9 protein-coding genes are annotated in these 13321 nt (G+C 71.6%); 4 read left to right on the plus strand and 5 right to left on the minus strand.

The window, feature by feature from the left end:
- Positions 1-54 precede the first annotated feature (54 nt).
- From ACWC0C_RS29320 to ssd, 3 genes are read right to left on the minus strand one after another with little or no spacing between them, the layout of a single operon-like run.
- A complete protein-coding gene (locus tag ACWC0C_RS29320; RefSeq protein ID WP_450867015.1) occupies positions 55-900 on the minus strand; it encodes a type II secretion system F family protein in 846 nt (281 codons plus the stop codon).
- Positions 901-907: 7 nt separating this feature from the next.
- Positions 908-2113: a TadA family conjugal transfer-associated ATPase gene (locus ACWC0C_RS29325; RefSeq protein ID WP_450866961.1), complete on the minus strand. Its 1206-nt coding sequence runs from the start codon at positions 2111-2113 to the stop codon at positions 908-910.
- On the minus strand, positions 2110-3216 hold the full coding sequence (gene ssd / locus ACWC0C_RS29330) for a septum site-determining protein Ssd (protein WP_449198556.1): 1107 nt from the start codon (positions 3214-3216) through the stop codon (positions 2110-2112). The genes ACWC0C_RS29325 and ssd overlap by 4 nt, the downstream gene beginning before the upstream one ends.
- A 592-nt stretch (positions 3217-3808) precedes the next feature.
- Between ssd and ACWC0C_RS29335 the strand changes: the two genes are divergently transcribed.
- Positions 3809-4639: an HAD family hydrolase gene (locus tag ACWC0C_RS29335; protein ID WP_450866963.1), complete on the plus strand. Its 831-nt coding sequence runs from the start codon at positions 3809-3811 to the stop codon at positions 4637-4639.
- Between the two features lie 365 nt (positions 4640-5004).
- Here ACWC0C_RS29335 and ACWC0C_RS29340 read toward each other — a convergent pair whose 3' ends face one another.
- Complete coding sequence (locus ACWC0C_RS29340; RefSeq protein WP_450866965.1) at positions 5005-5829, minus strand: oxidoreductase; 825 nt, start codon at positions 5827-5829, stop codon at positions 5005-5007.
- Between the two features lie 101 nt (positions 5830-5930).
- Here ACWC0C_RS29340 and ACWC0C_RS29345 point away from each other — a divergent pair, with 101 nt between their 5' ends.
- Positions 5931-6923, plus strand: a complete 993-nt coding sequence (locus tag ACWC0C_RS29345) for an ATP-binding protein (protein WP_449198553.1) — start codon at positions 5931-5933, stop codon at positions 6921-6923.
- Positions 6924-6966: 43 nt separating this feature from the next.
- Here the strand turns inward: ACWC0C_RS29345 and ACWC0C_RS29350 are convergent, their stop codons facing one another.
- On the minus strand, positions 6967-8232 hold the full coding sequence (locus ACWC0C_RS29350; RefSeq protein ID WP_450866967.1) for a hypothetical protein: 1266 nt from the start codon (positions 8230-8232) through the stop codon (positions 6967-6969).
- 281 nt (positions 8233-8513) lie between these two features.
- On the opposite strand from ACWC0C_RS29350, the gene ACWC0C_RS29355 reads away from it, so the two are divergent.
- Both ACWC0C_RS29355 and acs read left to right on the plus strand, forming a co-directional pair.
- Positions 8514-11015 (plus strand): SulP family inorganic anion transporter, encoded by a 2502-nt coding sequence (locus tag ACWC0C_RS29355; RefSeq protein ID WP_450866968.1) that lies wholly within the window; start codon positions 8514-8516, stop codon positions 11013-11015.
- Between the two features lie 92 nt (positions 11016-11107).
- Positions 11108-13063, plus strand: a complete 1956-nt coding sequence (acs, locus tag ACWC0C_RS29360) for an acetate--CoA ligase (RefSeq protein WP_450866970.1) — start codon at positions 11108-11110, stop codon at positions 13061-13063.
- Positions 13064-13321 lie beyond the last annotated feature (258 nt).

Genomic DNA, 13321 nt, shown 5'->3' on the forward strand with positions numbered 1-13321 from the left:
TCCCTTGGCCCGCCCATCGCGTCCCGCACACCGCCGCACACGCCGATCCCCCGCTCACACCGCCCCCGCTCCCCGCACAATCCGCACGGCCCACCACACACCCGCCGCCTCGAACGCCGAGCCGACCACCAGGCAGGCGAGGCCGGCGCCGGTGTGGAGCAGTACGTGGAGGGGGTGCGCGCCCATGGCCGAGCCGAGGAGGAGCCCGAGGGCGGGCAGTACGGCGAGCAGCACCGTGGTCGCCCGGGCGCCCGCCAACTGGGCGCGGAGATCGGCGCGTTGGTCCCGCTCGGCGCGCAGGGCCGCGTCCAGCCGGTCCAGGCCGACCGCGAGTCCGGCGCCCTGGTCCACGGCCACCCGCCAGCACGCGGCCAGCCCGAGCAGGCCCTCGGCGCCCGGCTGCCGGGCCGCCGCGGCGAGCGCGCCCGGCACGTCCCCGCCGAACCGCGCCGCCGCGACCACGGCCGCCTCCGCCTCGCCGAGCCCGCCGGAGTCCCGCGCCGCCCGCAGCAACGCCTCGGCGGGCTGCCGTCCGGCGCGCACCTCCCCGGCGAGGGCCCCGCACAGGGCGATCACCGCGTCCGCCCGCCGCTCCCGGACGAGCCGGGCCTGCCGGGCCAGCCGCACCCGGCGCAGCACCGGCACCCCGGCCGCCCCCGCGACGACCGGAATCACCGAGGCCCCCAGCAGCCCGAGCAGCAGGCCGGCCACGAGCGCCCACCACTCGGCCCCCACACGGCCGCTCAGCCGCCGCAGTTCCGCGAGAGCCTGGTCCCAGGAGGGCGGGCCGGTCGTCACCACTCCACCGCCCGCGAGCAGCAGCCGCGCCCGCCGCATGCCGAAGTGCCACCCGCCCAGCAGCCAGACCAGCGCGCCGAAACAGATCAGCGCGGCACCCATGGACGTCTCACCGATCACTTCCCGTACCCCTCTCCGAGTCCGCTCCGGCGTCCAGGAGCCGCTGCAGCCGCTCCCAGCCCCGCTCCCGTACGAAGGCCCGCTCGCCCCAGCGCAGGGCCGGCACCGTCCGGACCAGCCCCGTGGCGTCCCGCTCCAGTACGTGCACCTCGGCGATCCGGCGCCGCCCGGACCGGTCCCGTACGAGATGCACGACCACCGAGAGCGCGGCCGCCAACTGGCTGTGCAGCGCGGCCCGGTCCAGCCCGGCGGCCGTGGCCAGCGCCTCCAGGCGGGCCGGGACGTCTCCGGCGGCATTGGCGTGGACCGTGCAACAGCCGCCCTCATGGCCGGTGTTGAGGGCCGCGAGCAGATGCACGACCTCCGGGCCGCGGACCTCTCCGACGACCAGCCGGTCGGGCCGCATCCGCAGCGCCTGCCGGACGAGGTCCTCCAGGGTGACCAGCCCGGCGCCTTCCTGGTTGGCGGGCCGGGTCTCCAGCCGGACGACGTGCGGGTGGTCCGGCCGCAGCTCGGCCGAGTCCTCGGCGAGCACGATCCGCTCGCCCGGCCCGACCAGCCCCAGCAGGGCGCTGAGCAGGGTCGTCTTGCCGCATCCGGTACCGCCGCTGACCAGGAAGGACAGCCGGGCCGCCAGCAGCGCCCGCAGGATCCGGTCGCCGCCGGGCGGCACGGTGCCGGCCTCGACCAGTTCCTCCAGCGTGAACGCCCGGGGCCGTACGACCCGCAGGGCCAGGCAGGTGCAGCCGACGGCGACCGGGGGCAGCACCGCATGCAGCCGGGTGCCGTCGGGCAGCCGGGCGTCCGCCCACGGCCTGGCGTCGTCCAGCCGGCGTCCGGCCACGGCGGCCAGGCGCTGCGCGAGGCGTCGTACGGCCGCCGCGTCGGGGAAGGTCACGGGGGTCGGCTCCAGGCCGCGGCCGCGGTCCACCCAGACCCGGTCCGGGGCGGACACGAGCACGTCGGTGACGTCCGGGTCGGCGAGCAGCGGCTCCAGGGGGCCGGCGCCGACGAGTTCGGACCTCAGTTGGCGGGCCGCGCCGAGGACTTCGGCGTCGCCGAGCACCCGGCCCTGTTCCCGCAGCGCCTGGGCCACGCGCGCGGGGGTGGGTTCGGCGCCGCTCTCGGCCAGCCGGCGCCGGACGCCGTCGAGCAGGGCGGCGCCGTCCGCGCGGTCGAGTCCGGGGAGGCTCATCGGGTGCCCCCGGCCTCGACCAGGGCGCGCTCCCAGAAGTGCGTGCAGAAGCGGGCGAGGGGTCCGCGTCCGGTCGCGGCGGGCGGTTTCGCGCCGCCCTGCGGGCGCAGCAGCGGGGTCTCGACCGGCACCTCGCCGGCCAGCGGCAGGCCGAGCAGGCGGGCCACCTCCTGGTCGTCCAGGCCCGGCGCGTACGGCCCGCGTACCGCCACGCGGAGGTCGCGCACGACCATGCCGACGGCGGAGGCGACGCGCCCGGCGGCCGCGACCGCGCGCAGTTCGGCGGGGACCACGAGCAGCGCCAGGTCGAGCTGGGCGAGGACTTCGGCGACCCCCTCGTCGAGGCGGCGGGGCAGGTCCACCACGACCGTGCCGCCGCGCCGTCGGCCGGCGGCGAGCACCGCGCGCACCGCCTGCGGCGGAACGGCGACGCAGTCGCCGCGGTCCCAGCTCAGCACCCGCAGGGAGTGCAGTTCGGGCAGCGACTCCTCCAGGGCGCCGCCGCCGACCCGGCCGCGGGAGGCGGCGAAGGCGGGCCAGCGCAGTCCGTCGGCGCTCTCGCCGCCGAGGAGTACGTCGAGTCCGCCGCCCAGCGGATCGGCGTCCACGAGGAGGGTGCGCAGTCCCTCGCGCGCGGAGGTGACGGCGAGGGCGCACGCGAGCGTGGAGGCGCCGGCCCCGCCGCGGCCGCCGATCACCCCGACGGTGAGGGCCGGGCGGCCGACTCCCTCGGCGACGTCGGCGATCCGGTCGACCAGCCACTGCTCGCCGTCGGGAAGCATCAGGACGTGGTCGGCGCCGATCTCCACGGCGCGTTGCCACACCCCCGGGTCGTCCTGGTCACGGCCGACCAGCACCACTCCGCGCCGGCGCGTAGCCCCGCCGACCCGGCGGGCGGCGTCGTCACCGACCAGCACCAGCGGGGCTCGCTCCCAGCCGTCGCCGTGTTCCGGTACGCCGTGGTGGACCTCGGGTGTGGCGCCGGCGGCCGCGCACAGGCGCAGCAGGTCGTCCAGGAGTTCGGCGTCCTCGGTGACGATGAGCGGCCGGTCCGGCCGGTCCGAGGTGCCGGGCGGCGGGTCGTGGGTGACGGTTCCGGTCACGGGTGTTCCCCCTTCGCTGCACGGGCCACGCAGCCCCTGCGGCCACGCGATTCCCAAAGGTGTGAAGAACCGGCAAGCGGCCCCCCATATGAGCGGCCTGCAGAAACCGGCCGTACGCGCTCCGGCAATCGGAACCGGCCATGAACTCGCCGCGGCCCGAGCGCGTCGGAATCACGGTGCAGCGATCCGCGAAATGATGTGGATCTTGGTGGAAAACTGTGGACAACTCGGCGGCTGTGAATATCGCCTTCACCCATACCGGTGACCTCTGTACCGATCCCTGTGCGACTTCCACAGAGCAGCGCGACGATTACCGGGAGTAACGGATCATGGACATGCGTCAGCGGCGGCCTCGGAGGCGTGTTGCCGGCCCCGCGGTCGCGTGGAGAAAGGGGAGAGGAAGAAAACCCGTCCGGACATGCGACGACCCCCGCCGGGGGGGAGAGCGGGGGTCGTCCCCACGGCCGACTCGGGGGGGGAGGAGTCGGACCGGGTTAGCACGGTCGCGAACGATCCGTGACTTCCATGGTGTACCCGAGAGCCCTCTCAGGCAAACCCACACGCCTCACCTTACGCCGAATGGTGGGCGCCTATGCTCAGGGACGTGGAAAACCACTCCTTGCCCCGCGCAGCAGCCTTCTTTGACCTGGACAAGACGGTCATTGCGAAGTCGAGCACGCTCACCTTCAGCAAGTCCTTCTACCAAGGTGGGCTGATCAACCGCAGGGCCGCGCTGCGAACCGCATATGCCCAGTTCGTCTTCCTGGTCGGTGGCCTGGATCACGACCAGATGGAGCGCATGCGCGAGTATCTGTCCACCTTGTGCCGCGGCTGGAACGTGCAGCAGGTGCGGGAGATCGTCGCCGAGACCCTGCACGATCTGATCGACCCGATCATCTACGACGAGGCCGCCTCCCTCATCGAGGAGCACCACACGGCCGGGCGTGACGTGGTGATCGTGTCGACCTCGGGCGCCGAAGTGGTCGAGCCCATCGGCGAACTGCTCGGCGCGGACCGGGTGGTGGCCACGCGGATGGTGGTCGGCGAGGACGGCTGCTTCACGGGGGAGGTGGAGTACTACGCCTACGGCCCGACCAAGGCCGAGGCGATCCGGGAGCTGGCCGCTTCCGAGGGCTACGACCTCGACCGCTGCTACGCCTACAGCGACTCCGCGACCGATCTGCCGATGCTCCAGGCGGTCGGGCACCCGCACGCGGTGAACCCCGACCGCGCGCTGCGCCGCGAGGCAGTCACGCGCGGGTGGCCGGTTCTGGAGTTCCGCCGGCCGGTGCCGCTCAAGAAGCGGCTGCCCGCCTTCTCCGTCCCGCCCCGGCCCGCGCTGGTCGCCGCGGCGGCCATAGGAGCGGCGGCCGCGACGGCGGGCCTCGTCTGGTACACCAGCCGGCGCCGGAGCACCGCCTGACGCTGGAGCACCGCCCGTCTGGCGCCCGTTTCACCCTGGTTTGAAACCGCAAGTAAAGAACTGCGGGCAGGGGTTCCGCTTCCTTGGGGCTCGCGGTACAAAGGCCTTAGGCCCGCGAGACCAAAGGACATCCGAGAGGATCACCTACCACTACGCACATGGCCCCACGGACCCCGCATGCACACTGGGCACCCACGCGACGTCGACCCGTCGATTACGGGCCAGCCGCACCAGGTGACGGGCAAGGTCCCCGACCTGATGGGCACATATCGAGGACGCTTGGTAACCCGGTGAGCATGCCAGCGGCGGTACGAGGACTCGTACCGCCGCAACTCATGTCCGGGCCGGTTTCCCGGCCGGACGACTCAGGCCGCGCCGCGCTGCAGCGCCTCGCACACCGCCGTCGACTCGCGCGCCCCCAGCTCGATCGCCCTGCCGCAGTGCGCGATCCAGGCCGCCATGCCGTCGGGGGTGCCGGAGACGTATCCCTCCAGCGCGGCCAGATAGGAGGCGCGGCCCAGTTCGGCGTGGCCGACCTCGGCCGGACAGATCGCCTTCGGGTCCAGGCCGCTGCCGATCAGCACGATCCGTTCGGCCGCACGCGCGACCAGGCCGTTGTGGGACGCGAAGGGCCGCAGTGCGAGCAGTTCGCCGTGCACCACGGCAGCGGTCACCAGCGCGGGCGCGGACGTCCCGGCGACGATCAGTTCCGCGAGCCCCTCCAGCCGGCCGGAGACCTCCTGGGCGTCCGGCAGCGGCAGCTCGATCAGCGGCTCGTCCACCGGCTCGCCCACCTGGCGCGGCCTGCCGACCTCGTCACTCCCGCTCGCCGCGGCCACCAGGTGCAGCCGGGCCAGCACCCTGAGGGGCGACTGCCGCCAGACGGACAGCAGCTGTCCCGCCTCCACCGAGAGCCTGAGGGCCGCACCCATGATGCGCGCCTCGGCGTCACCGCCGAAGTCGGTGCGCCGCCGCACCTCCTCCAGCGCCCAGTCGGCGCCGGACAGCGCAGCGGAGCCACGGGCGGCGCGCAGGGCTGCCTCGCCGGTGATCTCGGTGCCGCGCCGCCGCATGATCCGGTGCCCGTAGACCCGGTCCACGGCCTTGCGCACGGACTCCACGGAGTCGGCCACACCGGGCAGCGAGCCCAGGGCCGCGAGCGGGTCGGCGTTCGCGCCTGTCGTACTCATGAGTACGACACTACGCACCCCGTCGGCCGACCCCTCGAAGGAGTGGTCTTCTTCACTTCCAACCGACACCTACAGCTATCTCGTGACTACTGTTGGTGAACATGAAAATTGCTTTCGTTGGGAAGGGCGGCAGCGGCAAGACCACGCTCTCCTCCCTCTTCATCCGCCACCTCGCGGCCGCCGGCGCCCCGGTGGTCGCCATCGACGCGGACATCAACCAGCACCTCGGGCCCGCACTCGGCCTCGACGAGGCGGAGGCCGCCGCACTGCCCGCCATGGGCGAGCGGCTGCCGTTGATCAAGGACTATCTCCGCGGCAGCAACCCTCGCATCCACTCCAGCACCACGATGATCAAGACGACCCCGCCCGGGGAGGGCTCGCGGCTGGTCCGGGTGCGGGAGCCGAACCCGGTCTACGACGCCTGCGCGCGGCCGGTGGAACTCGACGGTGGCGCCGTCCGTTTGATGGTCACCGGCCCCTTCACGGACGCCGACCTGGGGGTCGCCTGCTACCACTCCAAGACGGGAGCGGTGGAGCTGTTCCTGAACCACCTCGTCGACGGCCCCGACGAGTACGTCGTGGTCGACATGACGGCGGGTTCGGACTCCTTCGCCTCCGGCATGTTCACCCGCTTCGACATGACGTTCCTCGTCGCCGAGCCGACCCGGAAGGGAGTCTCCGTCTACCGCCAGTACAAGGAGTACGCCCGCGACTTCGGCGTCGCCCTGAAGGTCGTCGGCAACAAGATCCAGGAACAGGACGACATCGACTTCCTGCGCGCGGAGGTCGGGGACGACCTGCTCGTGACGGTCGGGCGCTCGGACTGGGTACGCGCCATGGAGAAGGGCCGCCCGCCCCGGTTCGATCTCCTGGAGGAGGCCAACGCCCGCGCCCTGCATACCCTTCGGGCCACCGTGGACGCCACGTACGAGCTGCGGGACTGGGAGCGCTACACCCGCCAGATGGTGCACTTCCACCTGAAGAACGCCGACGCGTGGGGCAACGAGCGCACCGGGGCCGACCTGGCGGCGCAGGTCGACCCCGCCTTCGTGCTCGGCGAAGGCGTCGGCGCGGAGGTCACAACTCCCGTGTGAGGAGTGCCGCTTGCGCGCGACGCCCACCGCGCGCAGGCAGCGCCTACTGCTTGACCGCCGGTGCCCCGGGTACGCCCTTCGGCGCCGGGGCCGGGCGGCCGGAGAGGAAGGACGCCCAGCCCTGCCTGGGAGCCTCGCCCACGCTCAGGGTGCGCAGCTTCTCCAGGGTCTTCGGGTCCTGGGCGTCCAGCCAGTCGACCAGCTGGTGGAAGGACACGCAGCGCACATCGGGCTTGTTGCACACCTCCCGCACCGTGTCCTCGACGGCGCGCATGTAGGTGCCACCGTTCCAGGACTCGAAGTGGTTGCCGATGATCAGCGGCGCGCGGTTGCCGTCGTACGCCCGGTAGAAGCCCTTGACCAGGCCGTCGCGCATCTGGTCGCCCCAGTAGTCGAACTTGTCCGGGTCGCCCTGGGTCTGGGTCCCGGACTGATTGACCATGAAGTTGTAGTCCATGGTCAACTGCTCGTAGGTGTGCCCGGGGAAGGGCACCAGCTGCATCGACAGATCCCACAGCCCCTGCTTCTTCTTGGGCCAGACCTGGTTGTTGACGCCGCTGGAGTCATAGCGGAAGCCCAACTGGCGGGCCGCCTTCATGAAGTTCTTCTGGCCCTCGAGGCAGGGAGTGCGGGCGCCGATCAGCTCCTTGTCGTAGTCGAAGGGCAGCGGGGCCGACTTCTTCATGCCGGTGTTGGTCTTCCAGGTCCTCACGAACCGCTTGGCCTGGGCGATCTCGCTCTTCCACTCGCTCACCGACCAGGTGCCGACCCCGCCGTCGGGCCCGCAGAAGTGGCCGTTGAAGTGGGTGCCGATCTCATTGCCCTCCAGCCAGGCCAGCCGTGCCTGCTTGACGGTGTCGGCGATCCCCTTCTCGTCGTTGAAACCGATGTCGGAGCTGCCCGGCGAGTGCTGCGGCGGCTTGTACAGGTCCTTCTTCTCCTCCGGCAGCATGTACACGCCGCTGAGGAAGTACGTCATGGTGGCGTGGTTCTCCTTGGAGACCTCGCGGAAGTGCGAGAAGAGTTTCTGGCTGTCCTCGCCCGCGCCGTCCCAGGAGAACACCACGAACTGCGGCGGCTTCTGACCAGGCTTCAGCCGCTCGGGTCTGGGCAGATGCGGCTGCGCGCCGGTGTACGCGGTGGATCCGTCGCCGATCAGCCGGAACACGCTCTTGGGGGCGGCCGCCCCTTTCGGCGGGCCGGACGCCCCTTCCTTCGGGCCGTTGGAGCCGGTCGCGCAACCGGCGAGCGACGAGGCACAGGCCGCGGCGGCCACGACGCCGACGGCGATCCTCTGGGTGGCGGCCATGTTCCGCCCACCTTCTTCCTTCTCTCAGGCACACGCGGACGAGGGCTGTTTTCTGGTGATGTGCCGGGCTTGCACCGACAGTGCCGCCAAGGTCGCACGAGACCTTAGAAGGAATTAGTACGACAAGCCGATCAAATGATTAGTTCACTCACGCGAGTGATCTGATGCGCCATTTGCCCCGGAAAGTTATGCATTGTCTTTACTCTTCATTACGTTTCTTTTAATGGCGTTGATCCATCCCGCCCAGTCCGCGACCGTGCCGCCCCGGAGGAGACGGGACCATGTCAGCCTGCGCACCCGCACACCCCCAGCACCCGCACCCCCCGCACATTCCGCCGCCGGGCCGACGGCGCCGCTTCCCCATGGCGGGCGCCGACCTGTCCGCGTCCGTCGCGGTCTTCCTGATCGCCCTGCCCCTGTCCCTCGGCATCGCCCTGGCCACCGGCGCTCCGCTCCAGGCCGGCCTGGTCGCCGCCGCCGTGGGCGGACTCGTCGCCGGCCGGCTCGGCGGCTGCCCGTTGCAGGTCAGCGGCCCCGCCGCCGGACTCACCGTGGTCACCGCCGACCTGATCCACCGCTACGGCTGGCGGGCGACCTGCGGCATCACCGTCCTCGCCGGACTCGCCCAACTCGGCCTCGGCTGCCTGCGGGTGGCGCGCGGCGCACTCGCGGTGAGCCCGGCCGTGGTGCACGGCATGCTCGCCGGGATCGGCATCACCATCGCCGTCGCCCAGCTGCACATCGTCCTCGGCGGCAGCCCCGACAGCTCCGTCCTCACCAACCTGCTTGCCCTGCCTGCCCAGCTGGCCCATCTGCACCCGGCCGCCGTCTCGATGAGCGCGCTGACGCTCGCCCTGCTGCTGGTCTGGCCCCGGCTGCCCGGGCGCGTCGGCCGGCTGCTCCAGAGCGTGCCGGCCGCCCTCGTCGCCGTGGCCGGGGCGACCGTCGCGGCGGCCCTCACCGGTCTGGCCCTGCCCCGGGTCGACCTGCCGTCCTGGCGCAGCCATGCCCTGGCCGGAGTGCCCGAGGGCCCGGCGCTCGGCCTCGCCGCCGCCGTGCTCACCACCACCCTGGTGTGCAGCGTGCAGTCGCTGCTCGGCGCGGTGGCCGTGGACAAACTGGTCGCGGCCCGTCCCGGCCCCCTCGCCCGTGTCGGCCGCTCCGATCTCGACCGCGAGCTACTGGGTCAGGGCACCGCCAACATCGTCTCCGGGGCACTCGGCGGACTGCCGGTCGCCGGGGTGGCCGTGCGCAGTACCGTCAATGTGAAATCCGGTGCCGTGAGCCGGAACTCCGCGATGCTGCACGGCGTTCTCGTAGTAGTCGCCGCGCTGCTGATGGTCCCGATCCTGGAGGAGATCCCGCTCGCCTCCCTCGCCGCCCTGGTGATGGCCGTCGGCATCCAGATGGTGTCCCTGCACCACATCCGCACGGTGACGCGCCACCGCGAAGTGCCGGTCTACGCCGCGACCACACTGGGCGTGGTGCTCCTCGGTGCCCTTCAGGGCGTGTTCCTCGGAGTCGCCGTGGCCGTCGCCCTCGCCCTGCACCGCCTCACCCGCACCCGCATCACCCACGAAGAGAAGAAAGGAGTCCATCACGTAAGAATCCGAGGTCAGTTGACGTTCCTGGCGGTGCCCCGGCTCAGCCGAGCCCTGCATCTCGTACCCCAAGGCGCCCACGTCGTCGTGGAGTTGGACGGATCGTTCATGGACCACGCGGCGTACGAGTCACTGCAGGACTGGCGCAGCGCCCACACCGCACGCGGCGGTACGGCCGAGCTGTCGGGCCGACGCGGCGGAATCCGGACCGCCGAGCCAACCCTGTCCACCTCCAGCCCGCCTCTGTCCCCTGCCGGGACGCCCCTGTCCGTCACCGGTCCACCCCTGTCCACCTCTAGCCCGCCCCCGTCCCCCGCCGGGACGCCCCGGACCGCCACCGCCCCGGCCCGGACCGCCACCGGCCCAACCCCGTCCGCCGGGTGCCGGTGCCGGTGCCGGCCCTGGACGCCCTGGCGGGATCACCGGTTCTGCTTCCCGGAAGCGGTCGCCGCTCCGGCGGGCCGGGAGACGGAGCATGAACTGGCCCGTGGGATCGGCTCGTTCCAGCGCAACACCGCGCCGCTGGTACGGGAGGAGCTGGCGCGGCTCGCTAGGGAGGGCCAGCGGCCCGCACAGCTCTTTCTCACCTGCGCCGACTCCCGGCTCGTCACGTCGATGATCACCGCCAGTGGTCCCGGCGACCTGTTCGTCGTCCGCAACGTCGGCAACCTGGTGCCGGTGCCGGGCGAGGAGCAGGGCGACGACTCGGTGGCGGCCGCCGTCGAGTACGCGGTGGAGGTGCTCGGGGTGCGTTCCATCACCGTGTGCGGGCACTCGGGTTGCGGGGCGATGAAGGCGCTGCTGGCCGCGGCCGGCGAGGGCGGGGACACTTCGCTGCGGCGCTGGCTCCGGCACGGGTTGCCGAGTCTTGTGCGGATGGCGGGGGACCACCGCACCTGGCCCCGGCTCGCCGGCCGGTGCCCGGCGGACGCGGTGGAGCAGCTGTGCCTGGTCAATGTGGTCCAGCAGCTGGAGCACCTGCGGGCGCACGGCCCGGTGGCCCGGGCGCTGGCCAGGGGCAGGCTGGAGCTGCACGGGATGTACTTCCACGTGGGCGAGGCACAGGCGTATCTGCTGGCGGGGAGCGCGGAAGACGGGGCGTTCGAGGGCGTCATGGAACACATCGACAGGGGAAGGAGGTATGCGGCGCGGGGTGAGAACCCAGGTTCCCTACAGGTCTAAACCAATTTTTCGGATCGCCCTTGTCATGGGACCCCCGCGTCTGATGAGCTGTGGCCTGGGACACAACGGACACCCTTCGAAAGGGAGATGTCGTGAGCAACGAAAGCCTGGCCAACCTGCTCAAGGAAGAACGCAGGTTCGCGCCGCCCGCCGACCTGGCCGCGCACGCCAACGTCACCGCGGAGGCGTATGCACAGGCCAAGGCTGACAGGCTCGGCTTCTGGGCCGAGCAGGCCCGTCGGCTGACCTGGGCCAAGGAACCGACCGAGACGCTGGACTGGTCCAACCCGCCGTTCGCGAAGTGGTTCAAGGACGGCGAGTTGAACGTCGCGTACAACTGCGTGGACCGGCATGTGGAGGCCGGGCACGGGGACCGAGTCGCCATCCACTTCGAGGGTGAGCCCGGCGACAGCCGCTCGATCACCTACGCCGAGCTGAAGGACGAGGTCTCCAGGGCGGCCAACGCCCTGCTGGAGCTGGGTGTCCGCAAGGGCGACCGGGTCGCCATCTACATGCCGATGATCCCGGAGACCGCGATCGCGATGCTGGCCTCGGCCCGGATCGGCGCCGCGCACTCGGTGGTCTTCGGCGGCTTCTCGGCCGACGCCCTCGCGACCCGTATCCAGGACGCGGACGCGAAGGTCGTCATCACCGCCGACGGCGGCTACCGGCGCGGCAAGCCGTCCGCGCTGAAGCCGGCGGTCGACGAGGCGATCGGGAAGGTCGACAACGTCGAGCACGTACTGGTGGTGCGCCGTACCGGGCAGGACGTGGCCTGGAACGACGAGCGGGACTTCTGGTGGCACGAGCTGGTGGAGCAGCAGTCCGCCGAGCACACCCCGGAGGCGTTCGAGGCGGAGCACCCGCTGTTCATCCTCTACACCTCCGGCACGACCGGTAAGCCGAAGGGCATCCTGCACACCTCGGGCGGATACCTCACGCAGGCGGCGTACACGCACTGGGCGGTGTTCGACCTCAAGCCGGAGACGGACGTCTTCTGGTGCACAGCCGACGTCGGCTGGGTCACCGGGCACTCGTACATCGTGTACGGCCCGCTGGCCAACGGCGCGACGCAGGTCATGTACGAGGGCACGCCGGACACCCCGCACCAGGGCCGGTTCTGGGAGATCGTGCAGAAGTACAAGGTCACGATCCTCTACACCGCGCCGACGGCGATCCGGACGTTCATGAAGTGGGGCGACGACATCCCCGCGAAGTTCGATCTGTCCTCCCTGCGCATCCTCGGCTCGGTGGGCGAGCCCATCAACCCCGAGGCGTGGATCTGGTACCGGAAGAACATCGGCGCCGACAAGACGCCCGTCGTGGACACCTGGTGGCAGACCGAGACGGGCGCGATGATGATCTCGCCGCTGCCCGGCGTCACCGAGGCCAAGCCCGGTTCCGCGCAGACCCCGCTGCCCGGCATCTCGGCGACCGTCGTCGACGACGAGGCGAACGAGGTGCCCAACGGCGGCGGTGGCTATCTGGTGCTGACCGAGCCGTGGCCGTCGATGCTGCGCACCATCTGGGGCGACGACCAGCGGTTCATCGACACCTACTGGTCCCGGTTCGAGGGCAAGTACTTCGCCGGTGACGGCGCGAAGAAGGACGACGACGGCGACATCTGGCTGCTGGGCCGGGTGGACGACGTGATGCTCGTCTCCGGGCACAACATCTCCACCACCGAGGTGGAGTCGGCGCTCGTCTCCCACCCGTCCGTCGCCGAGGCGGCCGTCGTGGGCGCCACCGACGAGACCACCGGCCAGGCGATCGTCGCGTTCGTGATCCTGCGTGGTTCGGCCGCCGAGACCGAGGCGCTCGTCGGCGAGCTGCGCAACCACGTGGGCGCCACGCTCGGCCCGATCGCCAAGCCCCAGCGGATCCTGCCGGTGGCGGAGCTGCCCAAGACCCGCTCCGGCAAGATCATGCGCCGACTGCTGCGGGACGTGGCCGAGAACCGCCAGCTCGGTGACGTGACCACCCTGACCGACTCCACGGTCATGGACCTCATCCAGGCGAAGCTGCCTGCGGCGCCGAGCGAGGACTGAGGCGAAACGGCAGCTAGGCCCTGTCGTTTGGATCATCCCGACGTCGCGGGGTCTGGTCGGTTGGAAGGCGCCGTGACCTACAGCCGGCCTGATCCAAACGACAGGGCCTAGGGGCGCCCGGTGTCACCACCGGGCGCCCTCTTTTCGTTCGCCCAACTAACTTCCGGCGTCAAAATCGAGTAAAATGGCGATCTCAGGGTGTGCCGGGAAGTCTGGTCGGCGACGCCGTCGGCGATCCCGCGCGACGGCGTGATCATC

This window comes from Streptomyces sp. NPDC001709, from assembly GCF_053596375.1.